At 64.2% G+C, this 22,266-nt stretch carries 13 protein-coding genes; 11 read left to right on the plus strand and 2 right to left on the minus strand.

The genetic code is table 11. The features are described from left to right. Positions 1-165 precede the first annotated feature (165 nt). On the minus strand, positions 166-753 hold the full coding sequence (locus tag S6FBBBH3_RS07035) for a hypothetical protein (protein WP_120177071.1): 588 nt from the start codon (positions 751-753) through the stop codon (positions 166-168). 219 nt (positions 754-972) lie between these two features. Next, entirely contained in the window at positions 973-1,254 is a 282-nt protein-coding gene (locus tag S6FBBBH3_RS07040; protein WP_120177072.1) for an HU family DNA-binding protein, read from the minus strand. 429 nt (positions 1,255-1,683) lie between these two features. On the opposite strand from S6FBBBH3_RS07040, the gene traA reads away from it, so the two are divergent. The 11 genes from traA (at position 1,684) to S6FBBBH3_RS07110 (ending at position 22,248) form a co-directional block, all read left to right on the plus strand. After that, a complete protein-coding gene (gene traA, locus S6FBBBH3_RS07045) occupies positions 1,684-2,103 on the plus strand; it encodes a TraA family conjugative transfer protein (protein WP_123957663.1) in 420 nt (139 codons plus the stop codon). Positions 2,104-2,131: 28 nt separating this feature from the next. Then, positions 2,132-2,410 carry a type IV conjugative transfer system protein TraL gene (gene traL, locus S6FBBBH3_RS07050; RefSeq protein ID WP_120177074.1) on the plus strand — a complete coding sequence of 93 codons (279 nt, stop codon included), beginning with the start codon at positions 2,132-2,134 and terminating at the stop codon, positions 2,408-2,410. Positions 2,411-2,625: 215 nt separating this feature from the next. After that, a complete protein-coding gene (locus tag S6FBBBH3_RS07055) occupies positions 2,626-3,258 on the plus strand; it encodes a TraE/TraK family type IV conjugative transfer system protein (RefSeq protein ID WP_120177075.1) in 633 nt (210 codons plus the stop codon). Next, positions 3,255-4,694 carry a TraK domain-containing protein gene (locus S6FBBBH3_RS07060; protein ID WP_120177076.1) on the plus strand — a complete coding sequence of 480 codons (1,440 nt, stop codon included), beginning with the start codon at positions 3,255-3,257 and terminating at the stop codon, positions 4,692-4,694. The genes S6FBBBH3_RS07055 and S6FBBBH3_RS07060 overlap by 4 nt, the downstream gene beginning before the upstream one ends. Continuing rightward, positions 4,687-6,198, plus strand: a complete 1,512-nt coding sequence (locus S6FBBBH3_RS07065; RefSeq protein WP_120177077.1) for a TraB/VirB10 family protein — start codon at positions 4,687-4,689, stop codon at positions 6,196-6,198. The genes S6FBBBH3_RS07060 and S6FBBBH3_RS07065 overlap by 8 nt, the downstream gene beginning before the upstream one ends. 2,219 nt (positions 6,199-8,417) lie before the next feature. After that, complete coding sequence (locus S6FBBBH3_RS07085; RefSeq protein ID WP_120177081.1) at positions 8,418-9,440, plus strand: hypothetical protein; 1,023 nt, start codon at positions 8,418-8,420, stop codon at positions 9,438-9,440. Beyond that, a complete protein-coding gene (gene traV, locus S6FBBBH3_RS11340) occupies positions 9,437-10,534 on the plus strand; it encodes a type IV conjugative transfer system lipoprotein TraV (protein ID WP_120177082.1) in 1,098 nt (365 codons plus the stop codon). The genes S6FBBBH3_RS07085 and traV overlap by 4 nt, the downstream gene beginning before the upstream one ends. A 247-nt stretch (positions 10,535-10,781) precedes the next feature. After that, positions 10,782-13,682 (plus strand): TraC family protein, encoded by a 2,901-nt coding sequence (locus S6FBBBH3_RS07095; protein WP_120177083.1) that lies wholly within the window; start codon positions 10,782-10,784, stop codon positions 13,680-13,682. Next, positions 13,679-17,089: a hypothetical protein gene (locus S6FBBBH3_RS07100; RefSeq protein WP_123957664.1), complete on the plus strand. Its 3,411-nt coding sequence runs from the start codon at positions 13,679-13,681 to the stop codon at positions 17,087-17,089. The genes S6FBBBH3_RS07095 and S6FBBBH3_RS07100 overlap by 4 nt, the downstream gene beginning before the upstream one ends. Positions 17,090-17,176: 87 nt before the next feature. Next, positions 17,177-19,525 carry a hypothetical protein gene (locus S6FBBBH3_RS07105; RefSeq protein WP_120177085.1) on the plus strand — a complete coding sequence of 783 codons (2,349 nt, stop codon included), beginning with the start codon at positions 17,177-17,179 and terminating at the stop codon, positions 19,523-19,525. Continuing rightward, on the plus strand, positions 19,525-22,248 hold the full coding sequence (locus S6FBBBH3_RS07110) for a TraU family protein (protein ID WP_232008755.1): 2,724 nt from the start codon (positions 19,525-19,527) through the stop codon (positions 22,246-22,248). The genes S6FBBBH3_RS07105 and S6FBBBH3_RS07110 overlap by 1 nt, the downstream gene beginning before the upstream one ends. The last annotated feature ends 18 nt before the right edge of the window (positions 22,249-22,266 follow it).

The following is a 22,266-nucleotide window of genomic DNA, read 5'->3' on the forward strand; positions in this document are numbered from 1 at the left end:
CCAATTTGCGAAGGGGGGGGGGTAATTTACATAAAAATCAATCACTTACATTATTACAAAATCCTACTCGCGATCCTTTGGTTGTTGCGTAAACGAAACTACGCCTAACGGACTAGACCGAAAACGGATGGCTCCGAGCAAACTTTCAAGAGTTCCGACGAAGCCTTAACAACCGCTTTCAGTAGCTTTCGGAGCTTCGGCCGCTTTTTCGGCCTTCTCGGCCTCGCGCCGCAGATAGGCCTCCGCCGCGTCCATCGCCCAGACGCTCGCACCCGCGCGCGCCTCCGAGAGGTCTATTTCGGGAAGACGCCCTTCTTTGCGGAGGTTGTCGCGCATTTCGGCGTGCGCCCGCTGCATGGCCGCGACCGCGCGGAAGTAGTCGTCGCGCGGGGCGCGGGCGACGGCTTCAAACGCCAGCACGACCGCGTCCTTCAAGCCTTCGGCCGCAGCGCTTTGCGTCACCGTCCCCTCAATGAGGGAAGAGATGAGCTCGTCCCCGCGCGCAAGACGCGTACGAGCCGCTTCGGGATCCTCAAGGCCGTCGACGAGCGGTTCCGCGATTTCAAGCACCGAGAGAATCGTCGCAAGGTCGCCATTCGTAGCGTTCGAAGCCGCGAGTCGTTCCATCGCTTCGTCGATCGAGCCGCGCAGACGCGCCTGCGTTTCCTTGTCGACGGGAAGGCTCGCGAGGATGGAATTGGGACGACGGTTGGGCACGTACTTCTTGGTGCGCTTCTTCTTCGGCTTGGCCATGGGAACGGGTCTCGGTCGGAATGCGGGAAAAAATAGGGAAAGATTCGGGCGAAGGCCCATTGTAGAGCCTCGGCGGTCGGCGGGCAAAGACGGACCGAAGTCGAGGGACTCGCGGCCTTACGGCGGGTTTCCGCAAAAATAAAAAACCCCGCGGACGCATCCAGCGGGGCTTCGCTGCTCCTCACCGATTCGGGGCCTCGTGAGGAGAGACAAGCGGCATTACTTCTTGCCGTTGACCTTGTCCTTCAGGGCCTTGCCGGCCGTGAACTTCGGCAGCTTGCAAGCGGCGATCGTGATCGCGGCGCCCGTGGCGGGGTTGCGGCCTTCGCGGGCGGCACGTTCGGAAACTTCGTAGTTGCCGAAGCCGATGAGCTGGATCTTTTCGCCCTTGACGAGGGTTTCCGTCACAACTTCGTGGTAGGCGGCAACGAGCTTTTCGGCTTCGGCCTTGGTGGTGCCGGCCTTGGCGGCGATGGCGGCGACAAATTCGGACTTGTTCATTTGAGAATCTCCTAATTTGCAGGGTTTCCGGGCCTCCATCGCCCTATTGCCCTGCAATCGATCGAAGTATAGCGGCAGATTCGCGCGGCGGGGGAGCATTTTTCGCTCGAAACCCCCGAATCCTCAGGAACGGCGGGCGTTGGCAGGGGTTTGAGAGTCCCCGAAAGCCCGCTCTCACGCCCCCGACCGACCTCCGACACATTGAGAAGAACTATCGGGGACGCGCGAACGCACGGTTCGGCGATTTATAAATGCCACTGAAAACACCCCTAACCATCTGATAAACCTTTAGGTATACGAAGTCCATTCACCGAAATTCCGACGACGCGAATTTGAAACTCTTCGGCATAGTCTCACGGTCCTTCCACGGCGTAGGGACACCGGGGCGAAAGCCCCGTCTTTTCTCGCCGGAAACATTTGGTTTCAATCATGACCACCATCTCCATGACCGCGGCCGCTTCTGCCGCTTCTTTGATTCCTCGTTCGACCTCGCTTTCCTCCTTCAGCAAAGAAGCGGCCGAATTCCTCGCGCGCGAACGCGTTCGCAAGGTGCTCTTCGTCCTTCTTGCGGCGGCTCTTCTTTACGTCGCCTACGCCCTCATCGCGGACCCCGCCTTCGCGGCCGCGAGCCCCACGGGCACGACCGACTTCGACGCCCTCTACAACCGCTTGCTCGGCTGGGTCGGGGGCTCGCTCGGCAAGTCCTTGGCCTTGGCCTTCCTGGTCGTTGGCCTTGCGGTCGGGATCATCCGCGGCAACTTGACGGCCGCGATCGTGACGCTCGGCGCCGGGATTGCGCTTGCGATGTTCCCCGCGATCATCGAAAACCTCTTCACGCTCGGGAGCTGAGGCTCAACCCCGTCAAGGAAACGATGCCATGCGTTCGACACCCGTACCCAAAAACCTCGACGCGAAGCCCCGGATCCTCTTCTGGGATGCGGAAACGGTCCTTGCGGCCGTCGCCCTCACGGGGATCGGCACGGTACTCGGGCACGCGGTGACGGGCGCCATCCTCGGAGTCGCTGCGGGCTACGCCCTCCACCGGCTCCTCGCATCGCGCGTTCGGGGGTTTCCACTGCACCTTGCGTACTGGCACTTCGGGGCGGGGTCCTTCAAGAGAACTCCGCCCTCCGCGAAGCGCCGGTTCGTGGGGTGACGCGCAGGAGCGGACGGGCGGAGGGAATCGCAAGAACGCAAACCCCTCGCCCGTTCGCTCCGACTCTCCTACGGTTCGCCTCGTTTTCCCGTCGTTCGTTCAGCCGTTCGTTCACCCGTTCGTCACGTCGTCCGCCCGATCGCCGATCCGTCCCGCCCGAGGGCTGGAAAGCCCGAGGGCCCTTTTCCACTTCACTCACCCACTTCGTCGTACCCATGCCGCTTCTCTCCGACCGCGTATGCGAAGCCAACCGCACGAAACTCGTGCTCGAACTGACGGTCGCCGCGTTGTCGGTGACGACCGTCCTGCTCGCAGGCGCCGTTCTCTTTCGCAATCCTCCCGTCCAAACCGTGGTACTCCCGCCCTCGGTCGTGAAAGACGCCGGGTGGACCTTCACCGAATCGGGCCCCTCGGCCTCCTATCTGGAGCGGTGGTCCGCGGACCTTCTTTCTCTGGCCGCAAACCTCACTCCCGAAACGGCGGACGCCTCGATGCAGAGGCTCTTGGCGCACGTCAACCCCGAAGACGTCGTGCGGCTCCGAATCCTTCTCGAAAACCAAATCGAAGGCCTCAAAGCCGACCGCGCCTCAAGCGTCTTCTATCCCAACGCCGTCGAGGTGAACGAAAAGGCCCTGACGGCGGACGTCTCCGGCATTCAGAAGCTCTTGATCGGCACCCGCGTCACGCACTCGGAGTCGGTCGTCTATCGGTTGCGCTACCGCTACGAAGCGGGGCGCCTTTTCCTCCGGGCGATCGAACGGGTCGACGGCGGGAACGGTGACGGCGCGGCTTCTTCGTCGAACGCTTTGAACGCCGCCGACCGCACCTCCCGGGAGGCCGCACGATGACGGACCGCACCCGCCGCACCCTCTTTTCGGCGTTCGATCACGCCCTCCCGCGCGCGAAGCGCTCGGCCCTCTGTTCTTTCTTTCCCTTTGCCGCCTTCCTCACCGCGGGGACCGCGGCGGGAACGGGCGCGGCGCTCCTTTTCGGCCTTCTCCATCCCGCCGAGTGCGAGGCGCGCACGACGGACGCTCCCGCGCAGCCCGAATACCATTCGATTCTTCCGTTCTTGGACGGCTACGCCTATACGGGGGACCCCGACGGGGTGCCCGAAGAAGAGAGCGTCTCGACGAAACCGTCGACGGTCGAGCCCGCAAAGACGGAACCGCGAAAAGCGGATTCTCACGCTGCAAACGCCGCCCTCCGCAACGAAGCGCCCGTCGCCCCCGAAGGGCGCGCCGTTCCCGATGCCCTTCACTCGGGGGAAGCCCCGGAAGCACCCGAACACCGGGAAGCCTCCCGCCCGATGGAAGACGGAGAAGACGGAGAAGATGCGAAAGAAGCACCCGCGAAGGCGCTTGCGGAAGAGCTCGCCGATACGCACGCAAAGCACGCAAACGAGCCCGATACCGCCCCGTCGCAAACGAGCAACGCGTCGAGCAACTCGGCGAGCGATGCGGCGATCGACGAGGCGCCCCAAGCGATCCGAACGACCGAAGCAACCGAAGCGAACGATGTGAACGAAGCGGCCGGAGCGCTCACCCCCGCCCGAACCGTCGAACCCGCCTTCCGCGCGGCTCCTCGGGCGCAAAACCCCTTCGTGCGGCAGCGGGAAACGGTGCCCTCGTTGGTCTTTCACATTTCTCCCTACCAGACGAGCCGCCTGGCGGTTGAGGGCGAGCGCATCGCATCCGCCATCTGGGATCAGGCCGATTTAACGCTCGAAGCCGAAAGCCGCACGGGCGAAGTCTATTTGCTCCCGAAGCGCCTCGGGAGGATGCAGCTCTACGTCACGACCGAGTCGGGCGAAACCGCGGGGATCACGATCGTCGCGGACGAACGGGCCGAACCCGAGAACATCGTCTTGGAGCGCCGACGCTCGCGCAATGCGACCGAACAGGCCGAACACCGTACGGCTCCGACCCGACAGCTCCCCGCCCTTCCCGCTTCGGATTTCGAAGGGGCGCTCAAAACCTTTGCCGCGACGCTCGCGCGCGGGGAAGAACCCCCGGCCGTCGAAAAGCGTCCGTGCGTCGAGACGGAAGCGGTGCTCCACGCCCGAAAGGTCCTCGCAACGCTCGCCCCGAAGGCGGAAGTCTGCTACGCGGCGCGGGGCCTCTTTGCAACGCGCATTCGCATCAAGAACCGCTCGATCCGACCCGTTCTTGTTCGGGAATCCGCCCTTCTCGCACCCCAAGTGCTCGCCGTCACGGCCGAAAAACCCGTCCTTGCCGCGGGCGAGAGCACCGTTTTTCACATCATCGAGGCTACGCATGACTGATTCGACCGAGAATTCCGCCGGATCGAACCCCCTCCGCGATTCGGGCACGACCGCCGATACGGGATCCATCGCCCACCGCCTTCGCGGGCTCTTGGCGAGCGCCGCCCGCTTCGGAAAAGATATCGACTCGACGGATACGGGCACGAACCCGCCCCTTTCGAACGCGGCTTTGCGCACCCGTCAGAAGCGCCTCGGGGCCGTCACGGTGCTCGTTTTGACCCTCGTTTCGATCGGGGCCATTTCGAGCGTCGACTCGCCCGAGCCGCTCGCACGCCGCGAACCCGAAGAAACGACGAAGGTCGACCTCACCTTGGCGCCCGACCGCACGCAGCGCGAACGCTACTTCATCGCATTCGAAAAAGACTTTTCGAAGCTCGAAAACGAAGTGAGTCGCCTGAAGAAGGAAGCGCTCGAGCGCGAACGGCGCGACGCGGCGGAAACGAAGGCCTTGAGAAGCGAAAACGCGACGCTCAAAGAAGACCTCGATCGTTTGAACGAAGAACTCGTTGCCGCCAAAAACACGGCGGCCGTGACCGAGCGGACGCTTGCGGACCTCTCCGAGCGCGTTGAGAACGGTACCGCAGGAGACCCCCGACGTCGTCAGGCGAAGGGAGCGGTGGGGGCCTTCGGGGCCGAACCCCTTCCTCCCGACGCGCGCTTTGCGGGTTCGGGCGGGGTGAGAACGGGCCTTCCGCCCGCCGTCGGAGGCTCGGTGAAGGGAGAAAGCGACCCGACCGCCCGCTCGGGGCTCGCCGTGCTTCGCATGCCCGAACCCGTAAAGGACGAAAAGCACGCCGTTGCCGCCGCTCCCGCAGCCCCGGCTCCGTTTGTCGAGCGCGACTCGCCGATCGCTCTCAACCGCGCGGCGGGCAGAACCGTGGAAACGTACCTGCCGCCCGGCACCTTCACGACGGGAACGCTCTTGACGGGCGGGCTCGTCGCGACGGGAGGCGGCAGCGGCGGCCGCCCCATGCCCGTTCTTCTTCAGGTGGAAGACACCGCCTTTCTCCCCAACAACTGGAGGAGCGACGTCAAAGACTGCCGCGTGACGGGGTCCGCCTCGGGGGACCTTTCGACCGAACGCGTTCAGGTGCGCTTGGACCGTCTCTCGTGCGCGGGACCGAACGGCGAGGCGCTTGACGTGCGGGTCTACGGCTACGCCGTGGGGGCGGACGGGCGGGTAGGCCTCAAAGGGAAGCTCGTCACGAAGAGCGGCCAGGCGATCGCAAACGCCCTGAAGCTCTCGCTCCTCTCGGGGTTCGGCAAAGCCGTGTCGCTTTCCGCCGAAGAAGTGCAGACGTCGATTACGGGCACGCAAACCCACACGTACGAGAACGCCTGGAAGGCGGGACTCGGACAGGGGCTCTCGGGCGGCATGGACCGACTCGTCGCCTACTACCTGAAGTTGGCCGACCAGGTGATGCCGGTCCTCGAAATGAACCCCGGCCAGCGCGTCGACATCGTCTTCAGCCAGGGGGTGCACCTTGCGGCGGATCCGCGGTGAGGAGCTCGAAGTGGTTCCGGGAGGTTCCGAAGAGCCCCCGACGGGCCGATCCGGAGCTTGGGGCCCGAAAGCAAACACTAGGAATATCCCTAAGAGGGCCGGCAGACAGACCCGATTCCCGGCCGTAAATCTAGGTGGTTTCCCGCATTCACAAAATCAAAGCAGATGAAAAACCTTTACATTTTCTTACATTTAGACGGCAACACAGCCTCCTCCGGATGTGTTTACACCCTCCCGGCATCGCTTCCGCTGCGCGTTTCGGGGGCCTCGTTTCGGCTCGGCGGGGCGGAGGCCGGGCTCCCCGTCGGGTCCGACCGTGCGCGCAGGGGGTCGCTCACCGCGTCGGCCGAGGGGGCGATCGGGGGCTCGAACGGGGCTCGAACCGCCCTTTCGACGACCTCGCTCGAGTGCCTCCGAAAGGCCTTCGTCAATCCGATCCTCGCAGAAATCCCGACCCCGAATGTTTTCAAATCCGAGCTCATGAAAGCTCGATACGGACTTTCGCCCGTATCCAACGGGGCGCCTCGCGCACCCTACGGTATTTCCCCGACGTTTTATTTCGACACGGGTAGGAAAACGTCTACGAAAAGTTCATGTCCGTCGAAAAACCACCCTATTGAGGGTCGGTTCGGACCGATTCGACTCGTATATTCGGCCGTGTTTTCGGATACCCGGAAAGCCGCCGGCGAATCCCCCGCGACGAGGTTTTCGAACACTGCCGTATACGTTGTTCGGCCTACCGAGACGCTCGTTTCGATGAGTCTCCCGACGCAATGCTTTCCCTTTTCAAGGGTCTCGCAATTCGCTCTCGCCCCCCTCGGCGGCACGGCCGTCGCCCAGGAAGCAGGCGCCGCCTCTCGCGTTGCCGCGCCAAGCCGTGCGCAAGTTGCCGCGCAAGCAGAGTGCGTCGGTACCCTCGGCAAACTTTTTCGAAACTTTTCAAAGCATTTCATATTGTTGCGAAGCGAAAACCGATCGCGTTTCCCCGCAAGAGGAACTTGCTCGGGAGCTTCGACGCGGGACCAGGAGCGCAACCGCCGGCCCCTTCGAGCACGAGCCCTCGGGTACCGAACGCGCCCCGAAATCCATCCGCAAGCGAATGAACCGCAATCCCCTTTCCCTTGCGAATGTGTTTCGACGATTCGAAATCCGCCTCTTTTCGGTTGCTGAGAAACCGGCGAAAGAAAATTCGAAAAACGGAATCGCACATCGAATGAAAATCCAAAAATATACGTCGAAACGACTTTCTTCGTAATCAACCCTCGAATTTATAAACGTATCGTTGATGTACCTCGGAATACTTCGAATCCGAATTCTTGACGAAATGCTTTTGAAATTATTTTGAAATTCCAAAATCGAACTTTTAATTCCGATCATGATGCCCTCGATTTTCCTTTATATGAGCTACTTGAAATATCGTTGTTATATTACCCATTGGTATTATCAATACCTCCCGACACAGAGGTATTCCGTCGATCGAACGAGGCTCGCTCTTGCGCGTCTGCGAGGGCTCGCGCGAATAGCACATCCGAGAAAAATTTGCAAGAGCATTTACCTATCCGCTCGGTCGGTTTTTAGGATCCCGACGGCCGCTTTCGACTCTATGGTAGCTGAAAACCGCCTTTTGCAAGAATCTCCGTCCGGGCGTATATTTCGCTTCGCTGTCGGACAATCGGGACCCACCCCGAATCCTTCCACACTCGAAGGGAGCTTTTTGCCGTCGACACGCACCCCTTTCGGGAGACTCTCTCGGTACGCCGAAGAGCCCCTACGAAATCGATGCGCGCTCAGTTTGGAAGCGAACTTTGAAGGATCGAATTCGGCTCGGTCGCGATGGATCTGCGAGGATTGTCGGGAGCCGTCAAGAACGATCGGCAAGGCATCGATCGGATCGTTGCCAAGCCTGTCGAACGCCTTTCCGAGCGCCTCTCTGCGCGCCTCTCCGCGAGCCTCGTTTCGGGATTCTCTTCCCGCGTGACGCAACGCTTTGAGACTCGATTTCGTCGATTCTCGGCCCCCGGCAAAGCCTCGTCGGCATTCCGTTTCGGAACCCGATAGGTACCGCCGCGGTACCTCCGAAGCGCCCCGCAGGATGCCGTCCGACGAGCAAACCGTCGGGCTGAAAGAGCGCCCGGCATCCGTTCGAGCCCCTTCGGCGGATGCCTCGTCGAACCCCTCAACCCTTGTCAAAAAATTTCTTTTTTTCACTCCCGACGACCATGTTGGAAGCTAAAAAAATTTTCGGTGCGATCAAAGAAGCTTTCGAAACGACCGCAGAGCCCGCACCCACGACGTCGCTTCAAGCGTCCCCCGAGGTTGACAATCACAGCGACGCGACGTACGACACGCCCGCCGACCCCGCGACCTACGGGTCGAACGAAGCGCCCGTCAACGAAACGCCGCCGAAGACCATCCGTCGAAAGTACAAGCGCTCGGCCCGGTCCAAAAAGCGTGCGGTCCCGTCGAACCTTTCCACGAAGCGCGCTCTCGACCCCGAAGCGCTTTTCCGGGCGACGACCTCGCGCCTTGCGACGCTCACGCCCGAGGAGCTCGAAAGCATTCCGGAAAACCTCGCCCCCGGGCACGAACCGCGCCTCACCGAAGCGGGCACCCTCGTAAGGAACCTCCCGCGTCCGATGCGTCGGGGCATTCTCGCGCGGTTGGGTGCGTACTGCTCGGAACTCGTTCGTCCCCGGTTCGATACGAAGTCCGCGGAGAGCGGCATGCCCGTTTCGCCCGGCTATTGCGTGAAAATCCTCACCGAGACGGACTGCTACGTGTTTCACGCCGCGATTGAAAACGACCTCGTTCGTATCCGCGAAGTCCTTCGCATCGAACTTCCCGTGTGGCTTTTGAAAAAGTTCCTGCGCGGGCAGCGGCCGCTTTTTCGCCACCTGACGGCCTTTTTCGGCCGTACGCCCGAAGAGCGCCGGGCTTTGCTCGACATGGTCGAAGCTCAGAAGCTTCACGGCGACGAGCTCGTGGCGGTTCCGGTGCATCTGGAGCAGAAGGTGCGCGCTCCGCGCACGACCTCGCAGCTGCGCAATGAGGTTCACTACCACCGCACGCTCCTTGCCGCCGTCGACCTCGAACTCGAACTCTTTCTCGGTCGCAAGGCCAATCCGACGAGCGAACGCACGGCCATCGACCTTTTCGACAACCTCCCGACCGCGAAGCCCAAGTCCGACAAAGGCTACGTGACCTCGTTCTCGAAGAAGACCGAAGAGGGTTCCGACAAATGACCGCCGACCTCAAAACCCGCGTGCGCCCCGTCGTCGGCTCCCTCGCGCTCGGTTCGATCCTCGTCCTTTCGGGCTGCGTCACCGACCTCACGGGGATCGGTGCGGGATCGGACTTTGCCTGCCCGATGGACGACGGGACGCTTTGCGCCTCCATGGCGGATATCTCGCAGATGAGCCGCCGCGGGGAACTCCCCTGGGAGGAGCGTCGCGAGGCCGCTCGTGCGCGTGCCGAAACCGAAGGGCTCGAAGCCGCGAACGCTCCGGGCGGTTCTGCCGACTCTTCGTCTGCCGCCTCCGCCGACACGCAAACCGCGCGCGTCAAAGGCGTCGCCAACGCCGTGAGTTCGACCGAAACCTCGGACAACTCGTCCGGCCAATCGACCTCGTCCGCCAAGGGCGCTCCCGCGAAGGGGACCTCGGCTGCCGAAGCGCATGAATCCGACGGCGTCGAAACCGAACTTCGTCCCGGCTTCCGCCCGAACCGGCCGCTCGGGGCCCGCCTCACGGAATCCTGGGGACGCTCCCCCTTGACCGCCTGGGCGACGCCCGAGCGCACGCCCGAGCGCCTTGTTCGGATTTTCGTCGCCCCGTGGACCGATCGGGACGGGGACCTGCACGACGCGCACTACGTGTACGCGGCCGTGACGCCTCCCGAGTGGAACACCGCAAGGAGGCGCCATCCCGACGGACGGGCCGTGGTAAAGCTTCCGTTCGAACTCAATCGCCCCGTCCGTTCCCACCGCTCCGACCGCTCCCGCGAGGTCGAAAACCTCGATGCGGCTTACGGAAATTACGGTACGGTCGGATCGTACGGCGAGTTCGATGCCCACCGCGCGGACGACGTGAAGGACCCCTTCGGCCATTCGGCGGATTCGGACACCGAATCGGACCCTTCGGGGGCCGAACGACTCCGCACCGATCGGGCCCGACAGATGGCCGCCGCCCGAAAACTTGCGGCACCCGCCGCGGCCTTCGGCGTTGGGGACCGGTCGGAGACATCGGACGCACCCGCAACGGCCGAAGTGCCTGAAGCGCAGGAAGCACCTGAAGCACCTGAAGCACCGGAAGCACCTCACAAGGCCGACGGCTCGTAACGCATAAGGCCGCATGAGACCGCATAAGGTCGCATGAGGCCGAATAAGGCGACGCCGTCGTCTTCAACCCTTTTCTTCCTCCGCCCGGGGGGTGCGCTCCCCGCCGTTTTTTGTCCTTGCCTGCCTCGCGGCGGGACCTCCGGGCGGACGGAAGAAGCCTTTCGAATTTCACAAGAACCCTCAACCCTCACAACCCGCGAGCATCACGCAACCCCCCGGAGCTCACGCCCTCGGGGTCGGAAACGCCATGAGTCACACCACCGACACGCTCCCGACCGGGCACGCCTTCCGTCCCACGGCCGATACCGTCAAGAACCTCTCTCCCTCCGAAGCGCCCGCCGCCTCTGCAGCCGCTTCCGCCCCCTCCGCCGCCCCTTCCGGCCCCGGCGGTCTTCGCCGGCGCCTGAAGGAAAAGTTCCGAGCCCTCTTTCCCGACTCGAACCTTCGCATCGACCCCGAGCAGTCGCCCTACGGGGCGGGGCTCGGACCGTCGGATCCCCCGCGCGCGGACCGCTTCGGCGACCTCCTCCCGCATATGGGTACGGTGACGCAATTCCGTTCCGTCCCGCGGGAACGCGAAGTCGATGCGGGAAGCCTCTTTCTTCTCGAAGGCCCCGTCGCGGGGAAACCCGAAGCACTCGGCTTTGCCCTCGCCGTTTTGCCTCAGACGGGGGTTTCGGACGAAATGCTGGAGACCCTCAAAACGCTCGGGTTGAATCTCCCTTTGCACTCCACCGTCACCGTCACGACCCACACGATCGCAAGCGTCATGCCGCGCCTCAATCGTCTTCGCGACGTGTACACGCACGGGATCCGTGCGTTCGAGACGGGGGACAAAGAGGTCTTGACCCGCATGGTCGAAGGTCGCACCGAGTTTCTTGCGCGCGTCTCCCGCGGGGAGCCCGTGGCAACGAGCGCGCCGTTGCTTGCACGCGAATTCCGTACGGTGGTCTCGGTCGTGATTCCGTTCGACAACCCGCTCTCGGACGCGGCTCTGTCCGAAATCTCGGACGCCCGAAGTTCCGTTGAAGCGACGCTTCTTCAGGCGGGGCTTCCCTCCGCGCGGATGGAAGCGCAGAACCTTCTTGAACTTCTTCGCGCCATGGCGAACCCCGAAAAACACCTCCGAGACGAGCTTGGCGGCCGCGCCTTCAACCCCTTGGAGGAGCTTCGTCACCAGGTGATGGACGCCGACACGGAGGTGACGATCGGAAAGCACGGGATCGAATTCCGCGGAGGGGTGTCGGAGTGGAAAGAGGATGACGGCCGGGCGACCTCTCCTCACGCCTCGGACCCCGTCACGGCCTTGGCCTTCACCGTTCAAGGGTACCCGGCCGAGATTTCCGTCGCACACGTTTCCGCTTTGCTCGGCGATACGGGTCGCGCGGGGGCGCAGCTCCCCGGGCGCTTTGCGTTGGCCGTCTCCTGGCAGGTCTTGGACCAACGTCGCGAAAAGGACCGCATGGGAACGCTTCTCGTGCGCTCCATTCAGATGTCGCACTCTCAGATGGCGGTCTTTTCCACCCAGTACGGCGAAAACATGCGCCACTTCCGTACGGCTCTGAAGAGTTTCGAGTCCGAAGGGGGCATCGCCTACGTGCGCCACGCGCTGCTTCTCTTTACGAAGAAAAGCCGCATGAAGGCGGATGCGCAGACGGCGGTGGCGTTGGGAAAACGGTTGTCCTTCGACCTCATCCCCGACACGGCCGTGATGGGGCAGTCCTTTTTGATGATGTTGCCCTTGGGGCTCACGCCCGCCCTTGCCGCGGACGCCCGCCGCATGGAGCGCTTTGAACGCCGCACCGTCTCCACCGCCACGAACGGCGCGCCCTGGATCGCGGGGTGGTCGGGAAACGGCTGCCGCGCGGGGCTCGGTTGGGAGACGCCCTTGGTGACGCTCCTTTCGCGCCGCGGACAGATCTTTCACGTGGATCCGTTTGCGAACGTCTCGGGGAACTATTCGGTAACCGTAGTCGGCAAATCGGGTTCGGGGAAATCCGTCCTCATGAACGAACTCTGCGCTTCGGCTTTGTATGGAAACGGGGTCGTGTGGGTGATCGACGTGGGTCGCTCCTACGAAAAGCTCGCTCATCTCGTGGGCGGGACGTATCTTGACTTTGCGAGCGACCGCGTGCGGGACCTCAATCCCTTCCGATTTGCGCTGGCTGCGGCGGGAGCTCAAGCTTCTCAAACCGCTCAAACGGCTCAATCCGTTCAATCCGCCGCCGACCTCGCGCGCGAGACGCAGGAGATGGTCGTTCGGATCATCGAGGCGCTCTTGACCCTCAAGGAGCTCCCCGACCGGGAACTCTCGATCCTGCGTGCGGCGGTCGACCGCGTGGTGACGAAATCGACCTCCGAAGGACGCGTCGCCACGCTCGACGACCTTTTCAACGAGCTCATTCTCTATCGCCTCCCCAACGACCCCGACCATACGGTCGACGAAGCCGTGCACCTGGCGGCGATGCTCTCGCCCTACACGAAGAGCGGTCCCTTCGGGCGGTGGTTCGACGGCTCGGGCGAGCCCGTCGATCTCACGAACCGCTTCACGGTGCTGGAGTTGGAAGGCTTGGGAACGCACAAGCCCCTGCGAAACGCCGTGCTTTTGAGCCTCATGCTCGCGATCGAAGGCCAGATGATGAAGCTCCCGAAAGAACGCGTGAAGCTCGTCGTGATCGACGAAGCCTGGGATTTGATGGGGGAAGGGTCGGCGGGCCACTTCATCGAATCGGGCTACCGCCGTGCGCGAAAGCTCAACGGCGGCTACGTCACCGCCACCCAATCGATTGCGGACTACTGGAAGTCCCCCACGGCCCGCGCAGCTTGGGACTGTGCCGACACGCGCATCTATCTGCGACAGGATCCGGACGCGATCGAGTCGCTGCGCCACGACGGGAAACTCGCATCCGACGAGGGTCTTCGCTGGGCGATCGGAAGCCTCACCACCATCCGCGGGGCCTATTCCGAAATGGTGGTGAAAGTGGGCGACGGCCCCTTTGAGATCGGGCGCCTGGCGCTCGACCCCTATTCGCGCGTCGCCTACTCGACGCTCCCTGCCGAGCGCGCGGCCTTGGAAGCCCGCCTCAAGGCGGGGATGACCTTGTCCGACGCCATTGCCGACGTCGCCCGCGGGGAGGTTGCGCCGTGAGCCGAAAGAAAGCCGCCGTGGAGGCGATCAAGGCGAAGAAGGCCCAAGAACGGGCCGAAGCACGAGCCGAAACACAAGCGAAGGCGCGGACCGCGAAGAACAAAGGAAGAACGGCATCGACGTCGTCGGCGTCGAACCTCCCGCCCTCCGCACCGCACGCAGCCCCGACGAGTACGGGCTTTGTCGCCGCGAAGCGCCTCGAAGACGCGACCCCCGAAGAGTTGGAGCGCCTCCGTTTGACGCCCGACGGACGGATGTTCCGGCGGGAAGCGTTGAGTTCGAAAGTCCGCCCCCCGAAGGCCGAAAGTCCGAGCAGAACGGAAAGCGAGGAAAGCGCGGAGAACGCGAGAACGGCGGCAACTCCCACCCCCGCCCCGCTCGACCCCGCGGACCGGACGGGTCGCCCGCACACGCCCTTCAAAACGCGCCTTTACGACCAGTACGCGCGCAACTCCGCCGCCCGCGCGACGCTCCTCGACCGCTTCGCGGAGATGGAGCGGGAGCGCAAAGAAAGAGAAGAGCAAAAAGAAAAAGAAGACGACGAGGATGCCGCCCGAGCGGCCTCAAGGCAAACCGAAACCGACGAACACGAACCCCCTCAACCTTCCGACACCGAAGACGCCATGACGAAAACGAACCGCACCGCTTCCGAATCGACGGAAGCGAACAAAGACGACGAAACGCTTGATCCCCGCCCGGAAGTGCACGACGGCGAAGTCGACCTCGACGACTTCGACTACAACCCCGAGGGGCTCGCTCGCATGATTTCGGACGGGTATTCGGACGAGGAAGAAGAGGAAGAGGAAGAGGAAGACGACGAGAGCGATTGCGCGTCGGAGGATGACGAGGAGAACAAGGAAGACAAGGTAGAAGGCAAGGCAGAAGACAAGGACGAAGACGTCGATCCCGCCGCGGGCGTTGCCGGTGCGGCAGGAGTCGTTGCCTCCGCCGCGAGCACCGCGAGCGACTCGAAAGCGGAATCGAAGACGGAACCGAAGCCTGCCGCGAAGACCGCAATGAAGGCGACCGCTCAAGCGCCGAAGGCACAGAAGGCACAAAAGTCACAAAAGGCACAAACAACACCAAAGGCCGCCCCTTCGAAAGAAACGGCAAAGACCTCCGCGAAGGCCGAGTCTCCCAAGACCGCCGCGAAGAACGCCACGGCGAAACCTCAGGCGAAGAAGGCCGCTCGGCAATCGAAGGCTCAAGCCAAGCCTCAGTCTCGGCAACCGAAGCCCGCGGCGTCCGCCCCGAAGACGACCGAACCGAACACGCCGAAGGCTTCGAAGGCTTCGAACACGGAAGCGAAAGCCCCCGAGATCGAGCCCGCCGCCCCCGTCGTGACGGAGGCTCGGGTGCCCGCGGACGTCGTTGAAGCCGCCCTTGAGCCCGACGCTGTTCCCGACATGGATTCCGCCCCGGATTCCGCTCTTCTCGAAGAAGAGCCGGCGTCCGTTGCCCTCCCGGAGGCCCCTGCAACCGCCCGAGCCGCCGAGTCCGATGCGTCTTCGAAGCCCGAGAAGCCCGCGAAGAAGCTCCGCGACAAAACGGGCCGTCGCGCGCACGGGTACGCGGATGCGCTGCGTCATGCGGCGGACGTGAAAGCCGCTGCGGAAGCGCGGGTGGAAGTGTCGCTCGGGCGAACGTTCGACGAAATCCATGACGCGGCCGACGAGGATGACGAGGATGACGATGAGGAAACGGAAGCCGAAATCGAAACGATGACGCCCGCGCTCCGCTTCTCGACTGCGAACGCCACGCTCGAAGCCGACGAACCCGCGCCGATGCTTGCCGCTCATGGGAGGCGGGGTGCTCAAGGTGCTCGGTCGTCCCGCGACGGGATGCTCCCCGAAGTCGAACGCATCGACGGGCGTCGCGCGACGCTGCCCAGGAACCGTACGGGGAAAGCGCTTCCGCGCATTACGCCGCTTTATGCGGACGACCCGGCTCCCGTGGATGTCGGTCGTGCGTACCTCTATGCGGTCGACGAACGGGCTCGCGCCCTCATGGACGAAGATGCCGACCGTCTGATGGAAGAAGGCTTCCGAGACCGGTATGTCGTGCGTACCGAGTGGGACGGTCCGTCGCCCGTCGAAAATTGCCTCCGTCTTGAAGCGGAAACTCCGGCGATTCTCGATGCGGAAGCGGCCCGACGGTGTGCGCGTACGGAAGAAGAGCAAGAGAACGAAAAAGCCGATCGCGACGCCGACGGCACGATCGAGGGCAACACGCGGGAACCCCGCAAGAGGGTTCGCTTCGGGCGCTTTCCCTTTGCGCTTTTGCCCGGGAAGCGTCGCGCGCGAGGTGCCGAGACGATGAACGCGACCACCGCGACGAATGCCGCGAAAGCAACGAACGCGGAAACGACGTCCGACAAAATCGAAGGCCACAAAGCCCGCGACGTAACCGAAGCCGCGGACGTTGCGAAAGCCCGCCCGGCTCCCGAAAAGGATGCCGTCGCCGAGGCGACGGAAGGAAATACGACGGCAGGCAGCGTTCCCGCCGCCGAGGCCCGGAGCTGCTCCCTCGAAAGCTCGGCCGACGAAGCGCCTGCCGCTCACGGCGCCCGTACCGGGAAAAGCTCGAATGCGTCCGATGCGTCCGATGTGTCGAACGCCGCGCAAGGCTCTTTCTCCGTAGCAGCCTCGAAGGCGCCTCTCTCCCGCCCCTCGAAAACGACGGTCGTCCTCGGTTTGACCGCCCTCGTCGCGTCGGGTCTGGCCGTCGCACTCGCCTTCACGCACCCCGCGGTGGAAGCGGGCGTCCAGAAGGCAACCGAAATTCTGAAGTCCCGGGTTCCCGCAGTCCTTGGGGGCGGGACCGCTCCCGATCGGCTTCACCCCGCAATTCTCGTCGTCGACCGCGGGGCGGTGGAAGAACGCGCGGCGCTCGCACGACTTGCCGCCACCCGCCCGGGAGCTCAAGCCGCTCGCGACGCTCATGAAGCGAACGCCTTCGCCTCGATCGACCGCGAAGCGATCGATCGCGCGATTGAAGCGACCGCAGCGGAGAACCGCGCGATCGTTCTGGACCGCCGTCTCGTCTTGGCCGCCGCACCCGAATTTGCGCTTGAGAAGACGACCACCTCCGAGACCTCTCCCGTGATGCGTCTCGACGCCACGCCCGAGGTCCTCCGCCGTCTCGGGCTCGACAAAACCGACCCCGCCGCTCTGGAGCGCGCCGTGATGGAGCACTGGTTCCCGAAAACGAAAGAAGCCCGGGGAGCCGAAAACGAGCTCGAAGCGGCAACCGCGTCCGAATCCGCAGGGGCCGCCGCACCTGCTGCGCCGGCCGCACCCGAGAAGACCCTGCGCGACCTCGCGGCGTTGCTTCTGCCCGAAGGCGCCGAGCCCGCCGCCACCGATTCCGCTGCGGGATTTCTCCCCGTGAAGCGAGTCCGGAAGTGAGTTCGCACACGCTTCGTTTTCATTGAAATCCCGACGCAATAAAAGCAATCAACACACCCGTCACCTCCCGAACACGAGAACGTTCCCATGACCGCCCTTCACGACACAGAATCCGACAATTTCGACGCCGTCGATGCCTCCCGCCATACGATCGAGCCGATCGAGCCGATCGAGTCGCTCGACGCCGATACGTCCCCGAGGGCTTTCGCCCGCACGAGCACAAACCGCTCCGCACCGCGCTTTGACATTCGCGACGCGCAAAGGCCCGCCGAACCCGCCATGCAGCGCTTCGAATACGCCGTTGCGGCTTTTGCGACGGGCGTCCCCTTCGAGCGCCGACCCGTTTTCCTTCAGAACGCCTTCCTCGCGGAAGCGAGCACCCGCTCGGCGGGGGCCGCGGACGTCGTGCAGGCGATTTTGGGATACGCCACCGTAGGCCGCTCGCTTTTGGCTGCGCTCGACATTTCCCGCACCGAAGCGCGCGAGCTCGTGACGCGCGAAATCAAGGGCGAAAAGAATCAGGCGACGATCGACGCCGCGGAGCGCCTCGTGCAGTGGTGGCGTCGTCGGTCGCACCAGATCTACGCCGACCTCTCGAAAAACAACCGCCCGGCGACGCCCGCAGCCGTTGCGGCCCTCTATCGGAGCCGCTTCGGCGACGCCCTTCCGCCCGCACTGCGTCCCCGCATCCACGCGGATGCCGGCAAGGGCTTCTACCAAAAGGGCGGCTACACCCCCTACGACGCGCACTTCGACGGGTCGCTCGTCTCGTCCCGAGCCCTCTGGCAGGCGGGGATCGTCCGTTTGGCGCGAGCGGTCACGCCCGAGACGAGCGACCGCATCACGACGATCGTCGCGGACGCGGCGGCAAGGTCGGGCGCGACGGGCCGAGCCTTGAAAGACGCGGCCGCCTTCTGGAACCATCGCGCGACGACCGTGCTTCTCGACCGCTTCACGCCCGAAGCACTCAAACTGATCGACGATCTGCGGCTCACCGACCCGCGAATCGCCGTGGTCTTGACGGCCTCCGACGAACGCATCGCCGCCGCGCACGCGGGCGTGTCGCCCGAGGCCGCGGAACTCGCGGACGAAGCCCGTGCGGATGCGCCCCTGACCGTGCGGTCTTCCGCTTCTCGGATCGAGTCCTACCGCCGGAGTTTTGCGGACCGCCGCATTCCCCTGATCGTCGACACCCACGGGGCGTTGCGCTCGATGCTGCGCGTCGACCGTTTGCCTGCCGTTCTCGAACACCGCCACGGGGGTTATGCGCTCTACATCCCGACGGGGGCATTGCGCGATTTGGGTCGCAACAAAACCCGAAGCGCGCCGGTTCTCCCCTCCTGGATCCGAACGCTTGCCGAAACCCGCCTCATGACGCTCCTTCGCGAAGTGCTTCGCGAGTGGAAGCAGGTGGAGGGGGCCCGGAAAGCCGCGGACGACGCCCGCGGGGCCCTTGAAGAAACGATTGAAGCGCTCGAAGTCGCCGAAGCCGAAGTCGAAAACGCAAACGCCGGAGCTGAAAAAGAAAGCGCGGAACGTTCGTACGATGCTGCTCGGGCTCAGGCCGGGGCTCCCCTTCCGATGCCCCCTCTCCTTCCGACGCTTCCGCGCACGGTCGATCCCGCGCCCACGCCGGCCGAAATCGAACTCCTCGACAAGCTCGAACGCTTGGAAGCGCTCCTCGAGTGTCCGCTCCTTTGCGAATCGGACCTCACCGCCCGCGTCCCCGCCGAAGAGCTCGAAGGAATCAAGGCGCGCCGCGCCGCGTACGTCGCCGCCCGAAATGCGATTTTCGAAACGGTGCGCTCGGTCACGGCCGAACTCGCCGCGGACCTCGCTTACGAAAAGCGCTCGGTTCACGTCTTGAGAAAGCGCCTGCGCGACGCGCGGGTCGAGGCCGCGCGTCGGATGGAGCGCCTCCAAAAGGAGGGGACGATCGGCAAGGGAAAAGCCCGGGCGGTCGACTCCGCCTACCACTACGCCGCGTGGCCCGCGGGGTTCCGCACCGTGCGCTTCAAGCGCCGTACGGATGCCGAGGCGCAGAACGCCGGTTCCCAAGCGAAGAACGCGGGGAAGATTCCGGTCGATCGAACGGTGACCGATGCGCACGCTTCCGGGGACGCCGCAACGGACGCCTCGGAGAACGCTTCCCGCCGCCATGCGGGTCGCCGTCAGGTCCCGGGCCGCGCCGTCCTGCGGCTCAACGCCTGCGTGCACGCGTTGACGGTCGCTCGCAAAGAACGAAAGCGCATCGAAGCCGCTCGGAAGATGCGCAACGAAAAGCGAAACGAAGCAAGGACCGAAGCATGGACCGATGCGCGAAACGACGCCCGAACCGCTGTAAGCCTAAAAGCAAGCCCGAAAGCACATACAGCACATACAAAAGCGAGCACTTCGTATCGGGAAGTCTCGCGTAAATCGGGAGATGCGTCGTGATGTCCAACCCGTTCGGCGCACACAACGAAGCCGCCCTCGAGGAAGCCGAGGGCGCTTGGACCGCGCTTTGCGTACTGCTTCGCCCCGTGCTCTTCACGTTCTTCCTTTGGACGACGGCCGCCATGGCGGGGACGCTCGGGCTCGGGGCGACGGACGCCCGTGCGAGCGTGACTGCGAGCGAAACTGCTGCCGTGACTGCACGTGCGAATGCGGGACTGAATGAGGAAGCTCCCCTTCCCCCCTCCGAGCGCGTGCGCGACCTCGAAGCGAAGGCAAGGACTCTCGCGGACGAAGCCAAGCACCGCCGCGAAACGCTTTTGAAGCGCTCGCGCGTTGCGCGCGAAACCCCGGGCGCCTGCTCGGGTCGGGTGCCCGATCCCGTCACGGACCTCTGCTGGTCGTGCATGTTCCCGATGGTGCTCGGGAAAACGATTCCCGTCTCGGTTTCGGGGAACCTCCCCGACGTCGAAACGGACGCCACGGCCTTTTGCCTTTGCGGCTCGGACATCAACGTCGAAGGGGGTCTCAATTTCTCCTTCTGGGAGCCGCTGCGCACGGCCGAGGTCGTACGTCACCCGTGGTGCTTTCCGCAGCTCGGAGGGATCTCCATGGAGGGGCCGGGCTCAAGCGACCACGCCCGCACGAGCCGCACGGAAGAAACCCGTCGTCGCACGGCCTTCTGGAACGTGCACTGGTACCAGTCGCCGTGGTTCTTCATTACGGAAGCGGTGGCCGACACGGGGTGCCTCGAAACCGCACCCTGGGACCTCGCCTACTTGTCGGAACTCGACCCCCTGTGGGACGACACGGTGACCTCTTTTCTCCTTTCTCCCGACGCCGCGCTCTTTACCTCCGCCGCTTCGGGCGGGGCGTGTGCGGTCGACTGTGCGACGGCGTTGCTCGGCACGTCCCTCAATTCGCTCTATTGGTGTTCGGGCTGTCAGGGGCGCGTCTTCCCGCTTTCGGGTTGGATGGCCGCGATGACGGGATCGGTGCAGGCCTGGCACCTGATGGCGCACCGCTTCGCGCAGAAATTGACGCGCGAAGGCGTCCTCTTTTCGGGTCACGGCGCGCGCGGCCAGTGCGGTCCCTACATGCAGCCTCTTTTCCAGAAGGACGTCTGGCGTACGCAACTCATCTATCCGAGCCGAAACGCGTCGGGCTCCGCCTGCTGTCAGCCGCTCGGGCGCTCGACCGCACCTCTCGGCCCCTACAAGACAACGCCCATGACGGGCGAAGACGGCGCGATCCTCCTCTGGCGCAAGCGCGACTGCTGCATGACGAAGAAAATCGACACCTCAATCGTCGCCCCGGGCACGGAAAATTTCGGACTCGGTCGCGTCCCCGAAGAAATCCGTCCGAAACCCGCGAGCCGCGACGCGTTCTCGGCCTTGTCCGCCATTGCGAATCCGGACGCGAACCGCGCCCGACCGACGGCCTCCGACCGTGCGCACAAAGAGAACGGCAAGGACAATCCGACCGACGCCTCGACGCAACCCCGCACGGATCGAGGTGAGCGTATCGAACCCGCAAAGCTTCTGCCCGAAATCCGCGAGTTCGACGGATACGGCGAACGCAACGACCGCCATGAAGGCAACGACTCGAACGGGTTCCTCCGGGAAATCCGCCCGACGGCCGATGCAAGCGACTCCGCGAACATCCTCACGGACCTCCGTCGCACGCAGGTAGCCCGTGCCCTTTCGGCCTTCACCGCAATGGTCGCCCGCATGACAGCCATGACGTCCATGACCGCTGCGACCGCGCATGCCGCCCCGACCGAAGAGCCCCGTACGGTCGGGGGCCTCCGCCGTCTGGAGATCGCGCCCGAAGCGAAGAGCCTCTTTCCGAGCCGAGAACCGGCGGCCGAGATCCCCGAGGCTCCCGCTGTTGCCGATCCATCGAATGCTCAACCCCGCTGCGACGCACGGGTGTCGGTGACGGTGCACCCCGCGGAAGGGCCGCTTTACCCCCACACCGACCCCGACTTCCTGGAGCTCCTTCACGCGACCGCCCGCCGGTGGGAGAAGTCGGGCCTCTGGCAAGAGGCCCTCGAGAAAGAAATCGCCGCGGTGCGTCAAGCGGCCGAAACCCCGACGGGCGCCCGCGTATTGCCTCGCGAAACCCGCTCGCGCCTTCACGTGCGACACGTCGCGTGGGAAGAGAAGGACCGTCGGCGCTTGGAGACGCTCCTCGGCCCCTTCGAGCGGCGGTTCCTCTTCATCGATGCCGCGGACCCCGTGCAGCTCGCCTTTGCGGCTCGACTCATGAAACTCGATGCAAAGACGACCGACGCCTCGACCGACAGCCCGAACGATTCACCGAACGAATCGCCTGACGACCTCGCGAAGCTCGCCCGCCTCACGGGGGCTGCGGGTACGTCGAGGGCCTCAAAGGGAGTGAACGGAGCCGACGCCCGAACGGATGCTCGCAAAGACGCCGAACACCTCCTTCCGCTTCGCGTCGTTCTGACGGCGGGCTCCCGGAGCGCAGCCGAGCGTGCCTTGCCCGGAACCCGAATCTGGTTCGACCAGGGCGGAGCTCTCACGCGCCGCCTGGGGCTCAACGCGTTGCCTGCGTTCGTGCGCTTGACGCCCGAAGCCCACGTCCTCTTTCAGGGGGCGCTCACCGAAAACGGGTTCCTGCGCTTTGACGCCCCGACGGATGCGGACGGGGTCGAGCGCACCGAGTCGACGAGCGTGATGCCTTCTCTCGGGGCGCGGTGACCGACCGAGCCGCCGAAC

It is taken from the genome of Sutterella megalosphaeroides (assembly GCF_003609995.1).
Taxonomy (GTDB): Bacteria; Pseudomonadota; Gammaproteobacteria; order Burkholderiales; family Burkholderiaceae_F; genus Sutterella; species Sutterella megalosphaeroides.

What these genes read in the sequence shown, in the direction of transcription:
- S6FBBBH3_RS07105 (WP_120177085.1), top strand. Translation starts at nt 17,177, where the DNA reads ATGACCGCCCTTCACGACACAGAATCCGACAATTTCGACGCCGTCGAT.
- S6FBBBH3_RS07095 (WP_120177083.1), top strand. Translation starts at nt 10,782, where the DNA reads ATGAGTCACACCACCGACACGCTCCCGACCGGGCACGCCTTCCGTCCC.
- S6FBBBH3_RS07040 (WP_120177072.1), bottom strand. Translation starts at nt 1,254, where the DNA reads ATGAACAAGTCCGAATTTGTCGCCGCCATCGCCGCCAAGGCCGGCACC.
- traV (WP_120177082.1), top strand. Translation starts at nt 9,437, where the DNA reads ATGACCGCCGACCTCAAAACCCGCGTGCGCCCCGTCGTCGGCTCCCTC.
- traA (WP_123957663.1), top strand. Translation starts at nt 1,684, where the DNA reads ATGACCACCATCTCCATGACCGCGGCCGCTTCTGCCGCTTCTTTGATT.
- traL (WP_120177074.1), top strand. Translation starts at nt 2,132, where the DNA reads ATGCGTTCGACACCCGTACCCAAAAACCTCGACGCGAAGCCCCGGATC.
- S6FBBBH3_RS07065 (WP_120177077.1), top strand. Translation starts at nt 4,687, where the DNA reads ATGACTGATTCGACCGAGAATTCCGCCGGATCGAACCCCCTCCGCGAT.
- S6FBBBH3_RS07060 (WP_120177076.1), top strand. Translation starts at nt 3,255, where the DNA reads ATGACGGACCGCACCCGCCGCACCCTCTTTTCGGCGTTCGATCACGCC.
- S6FBBBH3_RS07035 (WP_120177071.1), bottom strand. Translation starts at nt 753, where the DNA reads ATGGCCAAGCCGAAGAAGAAGCGCACCAAGAAGTACGTGCCCAACCGT.
- S6FBBBH3_RS07085 (WP_120177081.1), top strand. Translation starts at nt 8,418, where the DNA reads ATGTTGGAAGCTAAAAAAATTTTCGGTGCGATCAAAGAAGCTTTCGAA.
- S6FBBBH3_RS07055 (WP_120177075.1), top strand. Translation starts at nt 2,626, where the DNA reads ATGCCGCTTCTCTCCGACCGCGTATGCGAAGCCAACCGCACGAAACTC.
- S6FBBBH3_RS07110 (WP_232008755.1), top strand. Translation starts at nt 19,525, where the DNA reads ATGTCCAACCCGTTCGGCGCACACAACGAAGCCGCCCTCGAGGAAGCC.